The following is a 19,760-nucleotide window of genomic DNA, read 5'->3' as shown; positions in this document are numbered from 1 at the left end:
TCAGAGAAGTTTGTTTGATGTGTTATGAACACAAAAGGGGCTGGGTGAAGTAGTTTTATTCAATCAGTTTTTCTAAAATTTATAAATAACATATAAGGTCTAAAAAAGGGGGAATACCAAAATTTATAGACCGTTGTCAAATAACATCCATAAAATTCAGAATTTTCTATACATTTGTCCCATATATAGGGAAGATGGTGTTTTCATGTAATAAGTTTGAGCTTATAGTTTTCCATATTAGTAGATAAATAATAGAAAATGAAAGAGGCCTCAAAACCTATCAAAAATTATGAAAGCGTTTTATTTTATGTGACATTGAACATTAGCTCTCATATTTTCTTTTTGTATCTCAATGTATTCTCTTTTGTGTGTAACGGAGAGAAAAGACGCCGAAGGTATTAATAACTAAGTTGGAGGTTTGAAAAATGGAGAAGCACAGCGGTATCACTAAAGAAACACTCTTGACAGTAAAGGAAAAATTAAAAGACGGTGTGTTGCCACAATGGGTTCTAGCCGACCGAGACATGTTTGAATTAGAACTAAAAAACGTATTTGGACACACTTGGCAATTTCTAGCCCATGAATCTGAGTTGAAGGAACCCGGCTCATTTGTTACAAGATGGATTGCTAATGACCCAGTACTAGTTACTAAAACAAAGACAGGGAAAATTAAAGCTTTTCTTAATTCTTGTACGCACCGGGGCACCTTATTATGTACTGCAGATTCAGGGAAACAAAAATCCTTCACCTGTCCATTTCATGGTTGGACCTATAATAATGAAGGGTGCCTAGTTGGTATCGCTGTAGGCAATAAAGTTTACGGGGAGGAAATGAACAAAGAAGATTGGAATCTGCGTCCTATACCGAAAGTTGATAGTTATCAAGGGATGATTTTTGGAAACTTGGATAAAGATGCAGAATCTTTGGATGAATCTCTTGGAAATTTGAAGTGGTATTTAGACATTATGTTGGGCAGAAGCGATGGGGGAATGGAGGTACAGGGCTCTCCGCAGCGATATGTCGTTGAAGCAAATTGGAAAGTGACCGCTGAAAATTTCGAGTCGGATCCATACCATGTTCAATATACGCATAAATCCTCTAAAGAAATGGGCATTGCTCCCAATGATCCTTTCTTCCCAGGGCACGGTTACCAAGTTGTCTTAGATAATGGTCATGGAATTAATCTTGTTGCATTAGATGAAACGGGAATTTCTCCATTTCCATACCAAGGGATGCCAGAATCCATGTGGCCGATGTTTGAGAAAAACTTAACGAAAGAACAACTTGGTATTTTAAAAGATTCCTTTTTTGTAGGTGGAGTTTATCCTAACTTAGGGTTTTTGCAATTTAGTTTCCCTCCTTTAGAAGGGGAACCTCAATTATACAACTTCTTGAATTTTAGATTATGGAGACCATTGGCTCCAGATAAGGTAGAAGTTTGGAGCTGGCATCTGATCGATAAGGCTGCTCCGAAAGAATATAAAGAAAAATCATATTTCGCCTTTTTAAGTACCTTTGGTCCATCTGGGATGCTTGAGCAAGACGACGCAGAAATTTGGAGCAGAGTATCTCAAGCAAGTAATGGTCTAATGGCTCAAGATAAAGAGTTAAGTTACAATAGTTTCTTAAATTATTTGATGGGTCTTGACCGGGTTCAGCCAGACGAAGATTTCCCTGGGCCTGGAGTAGCCTATCCACTTTGTTTCTTAGATACATTATCGAGAAGTATGCATAAAAGATGGATTGATCTTTTACTTCAAGAAAAGCCAGTTCAAAAGGAGGTACGCTAAATGAGTCAAAAAGAAGGGGTTCTTACTCAGTCGGTGAACATGGAAGTACAGTTGGAAATTTCAAATTTTCTCTATCGGGAAGCCCATTTACTGGATATCCGTAACTACCATGAATGGCTTGATTTGCTAGCTGATGATATCGTTTATCGAATGCCTGCACGTTTGACAAATGAAGGTAAACATAATACACCAAATATTGATTATGATTCTAAATTTTTTGACGAAACAAAGTTATCACTGAGCACAAGAGTAAAGCGTTTGGATACCTCTTCTGCATGGGCAGAAGTCTCGGGACCACGTCAGCGCCATTTTATCAGTAACATTCTTATTGAAAAAGGAATTGTTTATGACGGATATGAGGAGTACTTTGTTAGAAGCAACTTCTTATACAAGCGCAATAGGGGCTCTGCTACTACTTCTGAAGAATTATTTGGTGGGCGTGAAGATATCATAAGAAGAGAAAATGGAGAATTGAAGATCGCCTCTCGAATTATCTATCCTGATCAGGTGGTTTTAGGAACGATCAATTTAAGTATGTTTTTGTAATAGTACTCCCAATTAATAAGGAGACGTTGAATGAAAACTTTGTAATGAATACGTTATAGACTATTCCTTCAATAGATTAGGAAAAATGTTTATCTATCAGTCAAACTAGTGTGAAGCGATAGCAACTTAACTTTAAGGGTATTTGGTTTGGAACTTTTAGGAGTTTTTTCCAAATGCCCTTAACTGGTTCCAAACCGTGAATCGTGACGAAATCTTTACAGCAAATCCCCCAGCGACATACCACCCAGGGGCGATTCAAAGAAGAAGGATTATGGACTGATGAAGCAGAGAAAAATCAGCAAAATTAATGAAAACGATTGAGTAATCAAATTTATTGAACAATTGGTATAAGTTAAGGGGCATCAGATTACGGGTTTAAACTTCTTCAGAGCAAATAATCTCTTTGCCTAAAAAAACTCCTTACAAATGTGAAGAAGAAATTACGTTATTCAGAGTATCTATTGAAGCTTTTGCAAAAAAAAGAAATAGAAGACGATTACAGCAAGTGGGAAGAGGATGGGCTTCTTCCGAGAGAGCTGTGGAGAAAGTTAGGAAAAGCAGGATTTCTTTTGTTGATATTCCAGAGAAATACGGTGGTTTAGGAGCATCATTGCATTTTTCAGCTAGTATCGTAGATGAATTCAGCAGACTTGGATATCATTCTATTTCTGGTAATTTATCTGTTCACTCGAACATCGTTGCCCATTATCTTTTAACTCTGGTACGGAAGAACAAAAGGCTCATTACTTACCAAAAATGGCTGCTGGAGAATTTGTAGGTGCCATCGCCATGACTGAACCTGGTGCGGGTAGTGATTTACAAGGAATAAAAACAACGGCAATTAAAGATAAAATAACTGATCAGTTTGTCATTAATGGTTCGAAAACATTTATTTCCAACGGCCAACATTTCGATTTTGTCATCGTTGTCGCAAAGGCGAACCAGAATGTACCTGCTTCAAAAGGAACGACACTTTTTATTGTGGATGCTAACATGCAAGGGTTAATAAAAGGAAAAAAATTAAAGAAAATGGGATTAGCTTCTGCTGATACTTCAGAATTATTTTTAGAAGATGTGGTTGTTTCTTCTAGTCATATTCTTGGAGGACTAGATAATGGGTTCATTACGCTGATGAACGAATTGCCTCGCGAAAGGACGACTCTGGCTGTTGGTGCATGTGGCGCAATGGAAGGGGCGTTAGAGATCACGGTGAGGTATCTAAATGAACGGGAGGCATTCGAAAAGCCACTTAGTAAGATGCAAGCCCTTCGTCACAAAATGGCTTAAATGACGACGGAATACAAAGTGAATCGTGCTTACGTCAATCAGTGTCTAGCTCTGCTTGAGAAAAATCAATTGTCTACAGCTGATGCTAGTATTGCCAAATTATCAACGACTGAAGCACAAGGCAGAGTGGTTGACGGATGTGTGCAGTTGTTTGGCGGTTATGGGTATATGGAAGAATACCCTATGTCAAGAGCGTATGTAGATGCAAGGGTGCAACGCTGGTGGAACTTCTGAAATTATGAAAGAAATTATTAGTAAGGACATTTTAGGAAAGTAAGCAGGAGGTTGGAATGTGGGAATTTTATCAGGATTAAAAATTTTAGATTTTTCAACGCTTTTGCCAGGGACTTTTGCTACGATGATGCTTGCTGATATGGGAGCGGAAGCTGTTAAAGTTGAAACGCTTCCAGTAAGATGGAAAATCGAGTATTCAAGTCTCGACTCCACCTGATTAGAACTTCCCACCTACGCTACGCTGGGGGCGGTCTATACCCTAAAAAACTGAACCAGGATAAATCCCAATAGTTAAACATAATTTCTCTAATGCTTATAGGTGCCAATAGGCGATTTGTTTCATCTCAGCAGGGTTCAATTCATTTTTGAGTTGTTGAGAGAGTGGTTGATTAAGTTGCGGAGTAGTTAGTACCTTATAATAAGGGCTAAATAGTTGAGATATCTGAAGATCAACAATAAAGTCAATGCGTTCTATATGAACATTAATGGCCAGAGCTAGTAAAGGATAATGTGCATTCAGTAAGATATGAACATTTTTATTAAAGAGCTACTTCCACAATCAAACTTTTTAATAGTATATGCAATGGGGTGTCAGGTATAAAGTAAAAACTATTATATTGGTTCTTCTCAAAGTTTTTCTAATTTCTTTGGTTTTTCCGTCGTTATTTGCTAATAATTTTTAGAAATCGGCTGAATTTGTACGTTACTGCTGATACTTGTAGATAAATTTTACGTCGCTACTAGCAGGAAAATATCCTTTCTTTCAGTAAATATGTATAGAGGACAAAATACTGTCCAACTATCGAACAGGAAGGTGGTCATTGTCGTGAGTCGGGACATATCCTTACAACAAATCGCCGAAGGAATTCCAAAGTCTGTTTTAAACGCATCTGACAAAGATTTGGAAGGGTTTCAAAAGATAATGGATGAAACGATTAAGTTAAGAGAGTCACACAAAAATTTACAAAAGTTAATCCAAAGTTATTCTTCTGGGATTCAACGTACGTAACTTTTGCAAGCTGTTGTATATCAACGGCTTTTTTCTTTTTTTACAGATGCTCTTTTTCACTAGCTCTATGTTTTAAAATCGGTTATTATCAATTTTTTTAAAATTAACAATAATATTAAACTATTATTCGCCTATATAATTGAGACTGTAGTAAAATTGGAAATATAAGATAGTAGCGTGCCTGTTTTATCATGCTAAGATGATAGTAGACTGGTTTTATTGAAAATGGAGGTATTCTTGTATGGCTAACGTGAGAGAGCGACTTTCAGGAGCGATAGATAATATTGAAAAAGTTGTAGTAGGAAAACGAAAAGAAGTCGAACTAAGTATTGTTGCACTTCTGTCTGGTGGGCATGTTCTATTAGAGGATGTTCCAGGGGTCGGAAAAACAATGATGGTAAAAGCGATCGCTAAAACACTCGGAGCAGAATTTAAGAGAATACAATTTACCCCTGATTTATTACCGTCAGATGTTACTGGCGTATCCATATATAATCAGAAAACGATGAGTTTTGAATTTCGCCCAGGGCCGATTATGGCAAATATCGTTCTGGCAGATGAGATTAACCGTACGTCTCCGAAAACACAAGCAGCATTACTTGAATCGCTAGAAGAGGGGCATGTTACGATTGATGGGGATACCATTCCTTTAAGAAAACCTTTTTTCGTTATGGCTACTCAAAATCCAATAGAGTATTCGGGGACGTATCCGTTACCAGAAGCACAGCTTGATCGTTTTTTGTTTAAGTTAAAGTTAGGGTATCCTTCCTTTGCTGAAGAGCTAGATGTTCTAGAACGGATCGAAAAAGGTCATCCCATTGAAAAACTCGAAACCGTCATCTCACTAGAAGAAGTGATTGAAATTCAACATAAAGTGAAAGAGATTTATGTAGATGAATTAGTCAAAAACTATATTTTGAGTATTGTAAACGAAACACGTACGAATCCGGGAATTCGTTTAGGTGTTAGTCCACGTGGTTCCATAGCGATTATGAAAGCAGCGCAAGCTTATGCTTATATACAAGGAAGAGACTATGTCATTCCTGATGATATTAAATTTTTAGCGCCATTTACTTTCTCTCATCGGATTCTACTAAAAACAGATATGAGTATGGCGAAAATGACATCTGAACAAGTGATAAAAAATATGTTAGAGAAAATTCCTGTTCCTACTGCTAAAAAGGAAGCGGCTCGATGAAGTTGTTCTTTTCTGTGATGAAAAAGGCAATGAAGCCTTTGTTTTTATTACTATTGAATATCACGCTCTTCGTCTATGCTATGTTTCAAGGTGGGTTTGTTAGTTGGTTTTTATTTTATAGTATTGTTGTGATTAGTTTATTATCGATTAGTGTTGTTCTTTTTACTTTTCAACGAATTGAAGTGCAACGAACATTAAGTGCTAATACCTTAAGGGCTAATGATGAAGTAGAAGTAGTAATAGATGTAAAGAATAAATTGATCCACCCGTTTTGTTTTCTTAGAGTAAAGGATGTTCTTCCTCGAGAACTAGAAATGAGCGATCATATGAATAATAGCGCTCTATTTTTCTTATCATTAAAAAAAACATTGTCCTACCACTATACGATTCGTCATTTACCAAGAGGAGAACATCGATTTCGTGAGGTAGAGGTTTTCATTGGGGATATGTTCGGCTTTTTTGAACGGAAGAAAACAATAATAGTTGATACAACAGTACTAGTTTTTCCTAGTTATCAATCTTTAAAGAGTTGGAATGTTCACTCTAGTGGTGGTTTTGGAGAAAGCATGTCTTTTGCACATTCATTAGAGGAAGAGCTTTCGATTGCTGGTGTGCGTCACTATATTCCTGGAGATCGTTTAACGAGTATTGATTGGAAACATTCTGCTCGAAGTGAGAAATTGATGACGAAAGAGTTTGAAGCATCACAGGGAGAAGCTTTCCATTTATTTTTTAACCGATTTATTGGAAAAAATTCTAAAGAAGCGTTTGAAAGAGCAGTCGAACTTACCGCTTCAATTGCAGAACATTGTTATGAAAGTCATAATGCGCTGAGCTTTGTTAGCATTGGGAAGGAGTCTGAAGTGTTATTTCCAGACACAACTCTAGAACACTATCAGTCACTTTACTATCATCTAGCAAAAGTTAAAGGTGAAAAGGACCAATTCCTCCCAACTGAAGGAAGTTTGTTGGAAGCTTACCGTAATGGGACGATTATCGTGGTAACCGTTTCTTTAAATCTTCAAGACTATGAGTGGTTTCAGTATTTAAGAGCGATGAATATTCAAGTTATCGTTTGTTGGGTCTCTAGTCAGACGGAAGAGCAAAGCTATTTACAGTTGCTTCGAATGCAGAGTGTGAAAGTGTATCAGTTTACAGATGAAAAGTTTAATATGGAACTGATGAAAAGCAGGTGATGACTTTGGTTACGACTACTATGAAAACTCATAAAGGAAGGCATTTCTTTCTGTATATGTTAAGTTATGTCCTTCTATTAGAATGGTTACTTCCTTTACCTTATATTACAGATACTGGTTTTATCTCTTTTTTTATTGGGGTTACCTTGTTGTTTTTCTTATTAACTTTTTTGCAAGTAAATGTATGGATCTCATTTCCGCTAAAACTAGGTATCATTTTATATGGTTTACATTTAATGTTTTTAGAAGGATCGTTTTTGTCTTTTCGATGGTTTGAACTTCTATTAAGTGACTTTGGCCATAATCTTTCGATGATGTTTTCAGGAAATTGGACAGGACTAACGGATATGTTTCGAAGTCTATTGTTCTTTATTTTATTAGCTGTGATGAGCTATCTGCTCTACTTTTGGACTGTGTATGCGAAACGTATTCTGTTTTTCTTACTTTTTACGATTATTTACATTACAGTTATTGACACCTTCACACCATATGATGCTAGTTATTCAATTGTCAGAATCTTTATGGTTGGTTTCTTGCTTTTAGGGTTAATGACGTTATATCGTACGATTGAACGTGAAAAGGTAAATACGTACTCAAGTGTGTTACCCGTACGTTTAATCGCTTCTCTATGTGTCGTGCTTTTATTAGCGAGTAGCTTTGGTTATGCAGCTCCAAAGTATGAACCCCAATGGGAAGACCCTGTTCCTTATATGAAAGCTGCTATTGGGATGAATACAGGTCAAGGCAGGGGAGTGTTGCATCAGCGAATTGGTTATGGAGATAACGATGGGAGGCTCGGTGGAGGATTTGAAGATGATGATACTCCTGTGTTTCAAGTCGTTACACCTCAAGGTCAGTATTGGCGCGGGGAATCTAAAGACTTTTACACAGGGAAAGGTTGGGAAGTAACAACTCCTGAAGAACAATTAGAAAGGTCCTATCCTCTTTTTGGATATGAGGTGGATGTAAATAGGGTGAATGCCTCGGTTGCTTTTGAACCGTATCAAAACTTTCAACATATTTTTTATGCAGGTGAACCGCTTGATGTCTCTGTAGGGTCCATTATCGATGTTTCTGTATATTTTGATGCTCATACAGGAAGAGGTAATACTTATTATGGAAACGACCCTATTCATCTTGAGTCCTATAATTTAACTTTTTTAGAACCGAAGTTTTCAGTATCGAAGTTAAGAGAAGTTACAGGAGGAGACCCAGAGAGGATCGAAAGCATCTATTTACAGCTCCCTGATACACTGCCAGATCGTGTAGGAGAATTAGCAGAAGAGATAACGGGAAACTTCAGTAATCGTTACGATCAAGTAAAAGCCATTGAGCGGTATTATCGTATGGCGGGTTTTCGATACGAGACGAAAAACGTAGCGGTACCAGGTCCTGACGAGGATTATGTGGATCAATTTTTATTTGAAACAAAGGTAGGGTACTGTGATAATTACTCAACTTCAATGGTCGTGATGTTACGAACACTCGATATACCAGCAAGATGGGTTAAAGGTTTTACGCAAGGAGAAAGAATTCAAGATCTTGGAGATGGAAACCGTCAGTACCAAGTGACAAATGCAAATGCGCATTCTTGGGTCGAGGTTTATTTTCCAGGGCATGGGTGGGTACCGTTTGAACCGACCCAAGGATTTAATAATGCATCAAACTTTGTTTTTGAAACACCTGAATTAGAAGCTCAGTGGGAACGTGAAATGGAAAACCCAACTATAGAGCCTGAAGTCGAAGAGACAATGGCAGAAGTTCAGGAAGATGAAAATGCAGCAGGAGGAGGCAATAGAAACGGAATTTTCTTTGATTATACCTTCTGGTTTGTTGTTTTCGGTACATTAATTATAGTAGCGATGGTTAGCTTTATTTTAAGAAAGAAAATATTAGTACGATATTTATTGTTTCGCTATGGAAAACAAAATAATGAGCGATCGTTTGAATTAGCATTCCATTCCCTCATTTGGCTTTTAGGTTATAAAGGCATTGTTAAAAGACGTAGTGAAACATTACGTGAATTTGCAGCTCGAATTGATTCTTTTTATTCGATGAATGATATGGTGGAAATTACGTTAAACTATGAAAAAGTATCTTATGGTAATAAGCTCTCCAAAGAGGTTTGGAATCACAATCGAGAATTGTGGGAAAATTTAATTAAAAAGATCGGTTCTTGACCATGCTGCAGGTCATTGATAAAATATATCCGTAATTTTAATAATTTATACCTTCATAATATCCTTAGGAATAGGGCCTAAGTGTTTCTACCAGATTACCGTAAATAATCTGACTATGAAGGCGGGATATTAGAGAGTAAGCTAGGATTCTGTCTTCGCAGCAAAAGCAACGAAGGAATTCTAGCTTTTTCTATAGTTTTTACTACATAAGGGAACTCGATTTCTCGTAGTCGGCATGTAGACTTGTTAATAGGGTCTATGAGCAAATCATAATAAAAGGTGGATGAAATGATGGAGAACGTCAATGAAATGATTGTAGTATTAGACTTTGGTGGTCAATATAACCAGCTAATTGCAAGACGTATTCGAGATTTAGGTGTATATAGTGAGTTACATCCTAATACAATCACAGCAGAAGAAATTAAAAAAATGAACCCAAAAGGAATCATTTTTTCAGGTGGGCCAAATAGCGCTTATGTAGAAGGTGCACCTAAATGTGATGAAGCAATTTATGAATTAGGAGTTCCGATCTTAGGGATTTGTTATGGTATGCAATTGATGACACAACATTTTGGTGGAAAAGTAGAAGCTGCCGAACATCGTGAATACGGAAAAGCTGTTATTAAAATAGAAAACCCTTCAAAGTTATATGACGGGCTACCGCTAGAACAAACGGTATGGATGAGTCATGGTGATAAAATTATTGCTCCTCCTCAAGGCTTTGTAGTGGATGCTCAAAATCCATCATGTCCAGTGGCGGCGATGAGTGATGTTTCGAGAAAACTTTATGGAGTACAGTTTCATCCAGAAGTTCGTCATTCACAGTACGGAAATGAACTGTTAGAGAATTTCGTGAACAAAGTTTGTGAATGTGAAGGTAACTGGTCAATGGAGAACTTTATCGAAGTTGAAATGCAAAAAATTCGTGACCTTGTTGGAGATAAAAAAGTATTATGTGCACTTAGTGGCGGCGTTGATTCCTCAGTTGTTGCGGTTCTTATTCATAAAGCAATTGGAGATCAATTAACGTGTATGTTCATTGATCACGGACTTCTTCGTAAAGGTGAAGCAGAAAGTGTGATGCAAACATTTAGTGAAGGGTTTAATATGAACGTGATAAAAATTGATGCACAAGAACGTTTCCTTTCAAAATTAGCTGGCGTTAAAGATCCTGAACAAAAACGTAAGATTATTGGAAATGAATTTATTTATGTGTTTGAAGAAGAAGCCTCAAAATTAACTGACATGGATTTCTTAGCCCAAGGAACACTTTATACTGATATTATTGAAAGTGGAACAGCAACAGCACAGACAATCAAATCGCACCATAATGTTGGCGGGCTACCAGAAGATATGAAATTTGAGTTGATTGAACCATTAAACACATTATTTAAAGACGAAGTACGTAAGCTAGGAACTGAACTGGGGATTGCTGAAGAGATCGTTTGGAGACAACCTTTCCCAGGTCCAGGATTAGGTATTCGTGTCCTTGGTGAGATTACCGAAGATAAGTTAGAGATTGTTCGCGAATCTGATGCTATCCTTCGAGATGAAATCCAAAAGGCTGGATTAGATCGCGAAATTTGGCAGTACTTCACTGCACTTCCTGATATGAGAAGTGTTGGAGTTATGGGTGATGCGAGAACGTATGATTACACAGTCGGTATTCGTGCGGTTACGTCGATTGATGGAATGACGTCTGATTGGGCACGTATCCCATATGATGTGCTAGAGATTATCTCTACTCGTATTGTTAATGAAGTGAAACATGTTAATCGTGTAGTTTATGATATTACTTCCAAACCACCTGCAACAATTGAGTGGGAGTAACACGAACGATATTGAAATAAAACAAAAAAATGTTCGGAATTTATATTGACACATTAATACTATGTTGATAAACTAATGCTATTGAAAAGCAGTAGACCGTCATTCGTATAATCGCGGGAATATGGCCCGTGAGTCTCTACCAAGCTACCGTAAATGGCTTAACTACGAAAGATCGGATGTTAACATAGACGAAAGTTTCGTATGTGTTGCTTCCAGATTTTTTGTTGATTAAGCCCTAGGTAGGAAACCTAGGGCTTTTTTGCTTTTGAGCCAGTCTCAAATGTTTTATTGAAAATCTGGGGAAGATAATTTTATATATTTTGAGGAGGGTTATTTTCAATGGATCGTTTTTTTCGCTTTAAAGAAAACGGAACGAGTTATAAAAAAGAGACAATTGCAGGAGTAACGACGTTCTTATCAATGGCCTATATTCTTTTTGTTAACCCAGATCTTTTGAGTGCCACGGGTATGGATATAGGAGCTGTTTTTGTTGCTACAGCATTGGCGGCAGCAATTGGTACGCTTATTATGGGGGTTGTTGCGAATTATCCGATTGCTTTAGCGCCAGGAATGGGTTTAAATGCGTTTTTTGCTTTTTCTGTTGTTATTGGTATGGGAATTGATTGGCAAATTGCATTATTTGGTGTATTTATTTCAGGTATTATCTTTATATTAATTACTCTATCTGGTATTCGTGAAATTATCATTAATGCTATTCCAGCAGAATTGAAATACGCAGCTGGTGCAGGTATCGGTTTGTTCATTGCTTTTATTGGTTTGAAAAATGCGGGGATTGTCGTACCTTATGAAGCAACAGCAGTTACACTAGGAGACATGACAGCTCCTACTACGCTGTTAGCGGTATTCGGTTTGATTGTTACTGTCATTTTTATGGTTCGTGGAGTGAAAGGTGGTATTTTCTATGGAATGATCTTAACAGCTATTGCTGGGATGGTCGTTGGGTTAATTGACATACCACAACAAATTGTTTCTTCTGTTCCAAGTCTAGCTCCTACATTTGGGCAGGCATTCTTATATATCGGTGAAGTTGGTTGGGGCCAAGTTTTAACTCTTCAGTTACTAGTAGTTATTCTGACGTTCTTATTCGTTGATTTCTTCGATACAGCTGGAACGTTATATGCTGTTGCAAACCAAGCTGGTTTTGTAAAAGATAATAAACTTCCACGTGCTAACAGAGCATTACTTGCCGATTCAAGTGCTACTTCAATTGGTGCAATTTTAGGAACATCAACAACTACAGCTTACATTGAGTCTTCGTCAGGGGTTGCTGCAGGAGGACGTACAGGATTTGCATCGGTAGTAACTGCGGGCTTCTTTTTAATAGCATTATTCTTCTCGCCGTTACTTGCAGTTGTTACTGCTCAAGTTACAGCGCCAGCACTGATCATTGTTGGGATATTAATGGCTTCTTCATTAGGATTGATCGATTGGAAGAGATTTGAGATTGCGGTACCTGCGTTTCTAACCGTTGTTACGATGCCGTTAACTTACAGTATTGCCCATGGTATTGCACTAGGCTTTATTTTCTATCCGATCACAATGATTGTAAAAGGGAAGGGTAAAGAGGTTCATCCGATTATGTACGTTTTATTCGTGATATTCGTTCTATTCTTTGCCTTTTTAGCAGAATAAACATTTTGGGAGGACCGCAGCATTTTGTGGTCCTTCTTTTTTTTTATCCTGGTTTAGTTTTTAGGGTATAGCCCCAACTTCAAGACTTCGAGGAATCAAAGAAGGATAAATGGGAGACTGCCAGTAACTAAATGAATACAGACTAAATGCGTCACGTCCTGTGACAACGACGGTGTGACCAGGGTCGTATGGCCTCAACTAACCATCAGTGGGGGAAGAGGAAAACCTTCATTGATGAAAGGTTCAAATTATAGTAAGCTCTTGTGGCCTTGTGTGATAGTCAATTTATAGAAGAAACGCATTTGGTATTTATTACCTTTAAATAATAGTTGATCTTTTTTTGGATACTTGGTATATTTATATTCGTTGTCAGCGAGGAACTTTGAAGGAAAAAAACCTCAAAAAAAAAGTTGTTGACACAAAGGTTTTCTTTTAGTTATAATATAAAAGTCGCCAACGAGCGATTGGAGTTCTTTGAAAACTGAACAAAAAGCCAAGCGAAATAAAGAGATACATGATATCTCGTCAATGTTTTAAAAATGTCACGTTTGTGACAGTGAGCTTAATCAAACACTTTATTGGAGAGTTTGATCCTGGCTCAGGACGAACGCTGGCGGCGTGCCTAATACATGCAAGTCGAGCGGACCTTTCAAGAGCTTGCTCTTGAAAGGTTAGCGGCGGACGGGTGAGTAACACGTGGGCAACCTGCCCTGTAGACTGGGATAACTTCGGGAAACCGGAGCTAATACCAGATAATCAATAACATCACATGGTGTTATTGTAAAAGTTGGGAATTCTAACACTACGGGATGGGCCCGCGGCGCATTAGCTAGTTGGTGAGGTAACGGCTCACCAAGGCGACGATGCGTAGCCGACCTGAGAGGGTGATCGGCCACACTGGGACTGAGACACGGCCCAGACTCCTACGGGAGGCAGCAGTAGGGAATCTTCCGCAATGGACGAAAGTCTGACGGAGCAACGCCGCGTGAGTGATGAAGGCCTTCGGGTCGTAAAGCTCTGTTGTTAGGGAAGAACAAGTACCGTTCGAATAGGGCGGTACCTTGACGGTACCTAACCAGAAAGCCACGGCTAACTACGTGCCAGCAGCCGCGGTAATACGTAGGTGGCAAGCGTTGTCCGGAATTATTGGGCGTAAAGCGCGCGCAGGCGGTCTTTTAAGTCTGATGTGAAAGCCCACGGCTCAACCGTGGAGGGTCATTGGAAACTGGAAGACTTGAGTACAGAAGAGGAGAGTGGAATTCCACGTGTAGCGGTGAAATGCGTAGAGATGTGGAGGAACACCAGTGGCGAAGGCGACTCTCTGGTCTGTAACTGACGCTGAGGCGCGAAAGCGTGGGGAGCAAACAGGATTAGATACCCTGGTAGTCCACGCCGTAAACGATGAGTGCTAGGTGTTAGGGGTTTCGATGCCCTTAGTGCCGAAGTTAACACATTAAGCACTCCGCCTGGGGAGTACGGCCGCAAGGCTGAAACTCAAAGGAATTGACGGGGGCCCGCACAAGCGGTGGAGCATGTGGTTTAATTCGAAGCAACGCGAAGAACCTTACCAGGTCTTGACATCCCTTGACACCTCTGGAGACAGAGCGTTCCCCTTCGGGGGACAAGGTGACAGGTGGTGCATGGTTGTCGTCAGCTCGTGTCGTGAGATGTTGGGTTAAGTCCCGCAACGAGCGCAACCCTTGATCTTAGTTGCCAGCATTTAGTTGGGCACTCTAAGGTGACTGCCGGTGACAAACCGGAGGAAGGTGGGGATGACGTCAAATCATCATGCCCCTTATGACCTGGGCTACACACGTGCTACAATGGATGGTACAAAGGGCAGCGAAACCGCGAGGTCGAGCCAATCCCATAAAACCATTCTCAGTTCGGATTGTAGGCTGCAACTCGCCTACATGAAGCCGGAATCGCTAGTAATCGCGGATCAGCATGCCGCGGTGAATACGTTCCCGGGCCTTGTACACACCGCCCGTCACACCACGAGAGTTTGTAACACCCGAAGTCGGTGGGGTAACCTTTTGGAGCCAGCCGCCTAAGGTGGGACAGATGATTGGGGTGAAGTCGTAACAAGGTAGCCGTATCGGAAGGTGCGGCTGGATCACCTCCTTTCTATGGAGTATTTACTCTAGTCGATGCATACTTCGAGTATGTACGCTTTGGTCTTTTTTGTTCAGTTTTGAGAAAACTCAAAACTTACTGATTAACTTTTTGCACCTGTGTCTACGAGCAACGCTTCGAAGTAAGCGTCCTCGGTGCAAGGCAGCATGAAGTAAATCGATGATGATATACAAGATGCGATTGAAATCAGTCGCCTTGTTCAGTTTTGAGAGAACTCAAAACTCTCTATAATTAAATTTAATGACAGGTTGAATAAGGGCCTATAGCTCAGCTGGTTAGAGCGCACGCCTGATAAGCGTGAGGTCGGTGGTTCGAGTCCACTTAGGCCCACCATAGCTTCAACTTATCATTATATGAAAATTCGGGGCCTTAGCTCAGCTGGGAGAGCGCCTGCCTTGCACGCAGGAGGTCAGCGGTTCGATCCCGCTAGGCTCCACCAATATGCTTTTAACAATATAATTCTATTTTACAGTATAAGAGCCGCTTTTGAGTCCGCTTAGAAGTGTCTTTGCTATCTAATAGTATTAATCATTTGCCCTTGTATTTGCATTTTTTCGTAGCAAGGTAGTATAAGGTAAATGAAGTTACTAACTTCGTTCTTTGAAAACTGGATAATGACTAGAAATGACATCAAGATTTCACTGGGTTGCACATTGTGTAACCAAGAGTAACTTGAGTCGTCAAGAATTCAACAACCTTTATAAATTTCCTGATTTAAATTCAGGAGACACAAAGAGATGAATTAGAAACGAGAAGATCGAGGAAACGAGTTTTTGAGCAATGGAGCGTATGTTTAAAGGATACGTGAGTAGGGCAAAAAGCGAAGTTGACGAAGAGATTCGACGTTTATCATTCATCCAATGGTTAAGTTATGAAGGGCGCACGGTGAATGCCTTGGCACTAGGAGCCGAAGAAGGACGGGACGAACACCGAAATGCCTCGGGGAGCTGTAAGTAAGCTTTGATCCGGGGGTATCCGAATGGGGGAACCCACCATCCGTAATGGGATGGTACCCATACCTGAATACATAGGGTATGAGGAGGCAGACCTGGGGAACTGAAACATCTAAGTACCCAGAGGAAGAGAAAGCAAATGCGATTTCCTGAGTAGCGGCGAGCGAAACGGAATTAGCCCAAACCAAGAGGCTTGCCTCTTGGGGTTGTAGGACGTCTCACATGGAGTAAGAAAAGACGATCATAGGCGAAGCGGTCTGGAAAGACCCGTCAGAGAAGGTAACAACCCTGTAGCCAAAATGATCGTCTCTCCGAGACGGATCCTGAGTACGGCGGGACACGTGAAACCCCGTCGGAAGCAGGGAGGACCATCTCCCAAGGCTAAATACTCCCTAGTGACCGATAGTGAACCAGTACCGTGAGGGAAAGGTGAAAAGCACCCCGGAAGGGGAGTGAAAGAGATCCTGAAACCGTGTGCCTACAAGTAGTCAGAGCCCATTTACGGGTGATGGCGTGCCTTTTGTAGAATGAACCGGCGAGTTACGATCCCGTGCAAGGTTAAGCTGATAAGGCGGAGCCGCAGCGAAAGCGAGTCTGAATAGGGCGAATAAGTACGTGGTCGTAGACCCGAAACCGTGTGATCTACCCATGTCCAGGGTGAAGTTCAGGTAACACTGAATGGAGGCCCGAACCCACGCATGTTGAAAAATGCGGGGATGAGGTGTGGGTAGGGGTGAAATGCCAATCGAACTCGGAAATAGCTGGTTCTCCCCGAAATAGCTTTAGGGCTAGCCTCGAGGGAAGAGTATTGGAGGTAGAGCACTGATTGGGCTAGGGGTCCCCACAGGATTACCGAACTCAGTCAAACTCCGAATGCCAAATACTTATCCTCGGGAGTCAGACTGCGAGTGCTAAGATCCGTAGTCAAGAGGGAAACAGCCCAGACCGTCAGCTAAGGTCCCCAAGTATACGTTAAGTGGTAAAGGATGTGGAGTTGCCCAGACAACCAGGATGTTGGCTTAGAAGCAGCCACCATTTAAAGAGTGCGTAATAGCTCACTGGTCGAGTGACTCTGCGCCGAAAATGTACCGGGGCTAAACGTATCACCGAAGCTACGGCTTGTCCTTACGGACAGGGGTAGGGGAGCGTTCTAAGTGCAGCGAAGTCAGACCGGAAGGACTGGTGGAGCGCTTAGAAGTGAGAATGCCGGTATGAGTAGCGAAAAGAGGGGTGAGAATCCCCTCCGTCGAAAGCCTAAGGTTTCCTGAGGAAGGCTCGTCCGCTCAGGGTAAGTCGGGACCTAAGCCGAGGCCGAAAGGCGTAGGCGATGGACAACAGGTTGAAATTCCTGTACCACCTCCTCACCGTTTGAGCAATGGGGCGACGCAGTAAGGTAGGGTAAGCGCGCTGATGGATGCGCGTCTAAGCAGTTAGGCTGGTAAGTAGGCAAATCCGCTTACCATAAAGGCTGAGCTGTGATAGCGAGGGAATTAAGTACCGAAGTTCCTGATCCTACACTGCCAAGAAAAGCCTCTAGCGAGGTGAGAGGTGCCCGTACCGCAAACCGACACAGGTAGGCGGGAAGAGAATTCTAAGACGCTCGGGAGAACTCTCGTTAAGGAACTCGGCAAAATGACCCCGTAACTTCGGGAGAAGGGGTGCTCTGTTAGGGTGTATGCCCGAGAGAGCCGCAGTGAATAGGTCCAAGCGACTGTTTAGCAAAAACACAGGTCTCTGCGAAGCCGCAAGGCGAAGTATAGGGGCTGACACCTGCCCGGTGCTGGAAGGTTAAGGGGAGTGGTTAGGCGCAAGCCGAAGCTGTGAACCGAAGCCCCAGTAAACGGCGGCCGTAACTATAACGGTCCTAAGGTAGCGAAATTCCTTGTCGGGTAAGTTCCGACCCGCACGAATGGTGTAACGACTTGGACACTGTCTCAACGAGAGACCCGGTGAAATTATATTACCTGTGAAGATGCAGGTTACCCGCGACAGGACGGAAAGACCCCATGGAGCTTTACTGTAGCTTGATATTGGATTTTGGTACAGCTTGTACAGGATAGGTAGGAGCCTTGGAAGCGTGAGCGCCAGCTTACGTGGAGGCGTCGGTGGGATACTACCCTGGCTGTATTGAAGTTCTAACCTCGAACCGTGATCCGGTTCAGGGACAGTGTCAGGTGGGCAGTTTGACTGGGGCGGTCGCCTCCTAAACAGTAACGGAGGCGCCCAAAGGTTCCCTCAGAATGGTTGGAAATCATTCGTAGAGTGCAAAGGCATAAGGGAGCTTGACTGCGAGACCTACAAGTCGAGCAGGGACGAAAGTCGGGCTTAGTGATCCGGTGGTTCCGCATGGAAGGGCCATCGCTCAACGGATAAAAGCTACCCTGGGGATAACAGGCTTATCTCCCCCAAGAGTCCACATCGACGGGGAGGTTTGGCACCTCGATGTCGGCTCATCGCATCCTGGGGCTGAAGTAGGTCCCAAGGGTTGGGCTGTTCGCCCATTAAAGCGGTACGCGAGCTGGGTTCAGAACGTCGTGAGACAGTTCGGTCCCTATCCGTCGTGGGCGTAGGAAATTTGAGAGGAGCTGTCCTTAGTACGAGAGGACCGGGATGGACACACCGCTGGTGTACCAGTTGTTCCGCCAGGAGCATAGCTGGGTAGCTACGTGTGGACGGGATAAGCGCTGAAAGCATCTAAGCGTGAAGCCCCCCTCAAGATGAGATTTCCCATTACGTTAAGTAAGTAAGACCCCTTAGAGATGATGAGGTTGATAGGTCTCGGGTGGAAGCGTGGTGACACGTGGAGCTGAGAGATACTAATCGGTCGAGGGCTTATCCAAAACATAAAGCGTTGATATTCTTCTAGTACATTATCCAGTTTTGAGAGAATGACTCTCCATCATAAGCATCGTAGAAATGCGAAGCTTATCATAATTTTAAAAAGGGTTTTCAGAAGCAAGAAGTTCGAGGAAGTGAAATTCTGAGGAGTGGAGCGTATCGGAAAGGTAACCGACTAAGTTCGTCACGTCCTGTGACAACGTCGGCACTAGTACATCCTGTACGTCGGAGCACCGCAAGAATTGAAACTGACGAAGAAATTCGCAGCTTATCAAAAATCCTAATAGAAAATTGTTAGAAGCGAGTAGTTCGAGGCGGCAAGTTCACGAGTAGCGGAATGTACGTTTGAAGGGTACATGAGCAACGCAGGGAGCGTAGCCAACGAAGAAATGCGAAGCTTATCACAATTTTATAAGTCTAGTGGCGATAGCGAAGAGGTCACACCCGTTCCCATGCCGAACACGGAAGTTAAGCTCTTCAGCGCCGATGGTAGTTGGGGGCTTCCCCCTGTGAGAGTAGGACGTCGCTAGGCATTAAGCATAATCCATTTGGATTATGCTTTTTTAGTGCGCTCAGCATGGGTGCAATCTATAGGGTGAAAGTCCCGAACTGTGAAGGCAGAAGTAGCAGTAGCTTAACGCAAGGGTGCCTGTGGTGACGCAGGATCTGAAGGAAGCGAGCGGCAAACTTCCGGTCTGAGGAACACGAACTTCATATAAGGCTAGGTATCATTGGGTGAGTCTGCTAAACAAGACAAAGTCCTTTCTGCCAAAGGTGATACAGAGTAAATGAAGCAGATAGATGGAAGGAAAGATTGTACTCTTACCTGGGGAGGTCTGACTGATAAGCCGAGCACACTCGGTAACCTATTTAGCGATAAATATAGCTGAACAGTCAGAAGTCAGCAGAC

At 41.6% G+C, this 19,760-nt stretch carries 10 protein-coding genes, 2 tRNA genes, 3 rRNA genes, 1 pseudogene and 2 riboswitches; all 16 genes and pseudogenes read left to right on the top strand.

The window, feature by feature from the left end:
* Positions 1-425 precede the first annotated feature (425 nt).
* Complete coding sequence (locus BK574_RS16235; protein ID WP_078429318.1) at positions 426-1,790, top strand: aromatic ring-hydroxylating oxygenase subunit alpha; 1,365 nt, start codon at positions 426-428, stop codon at positions 1,788-1,790.
* Positions 1,791-2,336 (top strand): aromatic-ring-hydroxylating dioxygenase subunit beta, encoded by a 546-nt coding sequence (locus tag BK574_RS16230; RefSeq protein WP_238458035.1) that lies wholly within the window; start codon positions 1,791-1,793, stop codon positions 2,334-2,336.
* A 403-nt stretch (positions 2,337-2,739) separates the two neighbouring features.
* Positions 2,740-3,114, top strand: coding sequence for an acyl-CoA dehydrogenase family protein (locus BK574_RS28475; RefSeq protein ID WP_238458034.1), 375 nt, complete (start codon positions 2,740-2,742; stop codon positions 3,112-3,114).
* A pseudogene (locus tag BK574_RS28470) lies at positions 3,093-3,857 on the top strand (acyl-CoA dehydrogenase family protein). Before BK574_RS28475 ends, BK574_RS28470 begins: the two are co-directional and overlap by 22 nt.
* A 58-nt stretch (positions 3,858-3,915) precedes the next feature.
* Complete coding sequence (locus tag BK574_RS16220; RefSeq protein WP_218970584.1) at positions 3,916-4,074, top strand: CoA transferase; 159 nt, start codon at positions 3,916-3,918, stop codon at positions 4,072-4,074.
* A gap of 609 nt (positions 4,075-4,683) precedes the next feature.
* Complete coding sequence (locus BK574_RS16215) at positions 4,684-4,866, top strand: hypothetical protein (protein ID WP_075388835.1); 183 nt, start codon at positions 4,684-4,686, stop codon at positions 4,864-4,866.
* A 241-nt stretch (positions 4,867-5,107) separates the two neighbouring features.
* Entirely contained in the window at positions 5,108-6,064 is a 957-nt protein-coding gene (locus BK574_RS16210) for an AAA family ATPase (protein ID WP_078429317.1), read from the top strand.
* Complete coding sequence (locus BK574_RS16205; protein WP_078429316.1) at positions 6,061-7,260, top strand: DUF58 domain-containing protein; 1,200 nt, start codon at positions 6,061-6,063, stop codon at positions 7,258-7,260. The genes BK574_RS16210 and BK574_RS16205 overlap by 4 nt, the downstream gene beginning before the upstream one ends.
* 20 nt (positions 7,261-7,280) lie before the next feature.
* Positions 7,281-9,440: a transglutaminase TgpA family protein gene (locus BK574_RS16200; protein WP_078430894.1), complete on the top strand. Its 2,160-nt coding sequence runs from the start codon at positions 7,281-7,283 to the stop codon at positions 9,438-9,440.
* A 33-nt stretch (positions 9,441-9,473) separates the two neighbouring features.
* Positions 9,474-9,576, top strand: a riboswitch (purine riboswitch).
* Between the two features lie 155 nt (positions 9,577-9,731).
* The gene (guaA, locus tag BK574_RS16195; protein ID WP_078429315.1) at positions 9,732-11,270 is read left to right on the top strand and encodes a glutamine-hydrolyzing GMP synthase; all 1,539 of its coding nucleotides are present in this window, start codon (positions 9,732-9,734) and stop codon (positions 11,268-11,270) included.
* Positions 11,271-11,353: 83 nt separating this feature from the next.
* Positions 11,354-11,455, top strand: a riboswitch (purine riboswitch).
* A gap of 154 nt (positions 11,456-11,609) precedes the next feature.
* Positions 11,610-12,923: an NCS2 family permease gene (locus BK574_RS16190; RefSeq protein WP_078429314.1), complete on the top strand. Its 1,314-nt coding sequence runs from the start codon at positions 11,610-11,612 to the stop codon at positions 12,921-12,923.
* Positions 12,924-13,498: 575 nt separating this feature from the next.
* A 16S ribosomal RNA gene (locus BK574_RS16185) occupies positions 13,499-15,050 on the top strand.
* A 265-nt stretch (positions 15,051-15,315) separates the two neighbouring features.
* Positions 15,316-15,392 (top strand) — tRNA-Ile (locus BK574_RS16180).
* A gap of 30 nt (positions 15,393-15,422) precedes the next feature.
* Positions 15,423-15,498: transfer RNA gene (locus BK574_RS16175), tRNA-Ala, on the top strand.
* Between the two features lie 423 nt (positions 15,499-15,921).
* Positions 15,922-18,852 (top strand): 23S ribosomal RNA (locus BK574_RS16170).
* Positions 18,853-19,266: 414 nt separating this feature from the next.
* Positions 19,267-19,382, top strand: a 5S ribosomal RNA gene (gene rrf / locus BK574_RS16165).
* The 16S, 23S and 5S rRNA genes sit together here with 2 tRNA genes alongside, the layout of an rRNA operon.
* The last annotated feature ends 378 nt before the right edge of the window (positions 19,383-19,760 follow it).

This window comes from Alkalihalobacterium alkalinitrilicum (assembly GCF_002019605.1).
Classification (GTDB): domain Bacteria; phylum Bacillota; class Bacilli; order Bacillales; family Bacillaceae_F; genus Alkalihalobacterium; species Alkalihalobacterium alkalinitrilicum.
The sequence above is the reverse complement of the archived record's forward strand: the minus strand, read 5'-3'. Positions and strand labels throughout refer to the sequence as shown.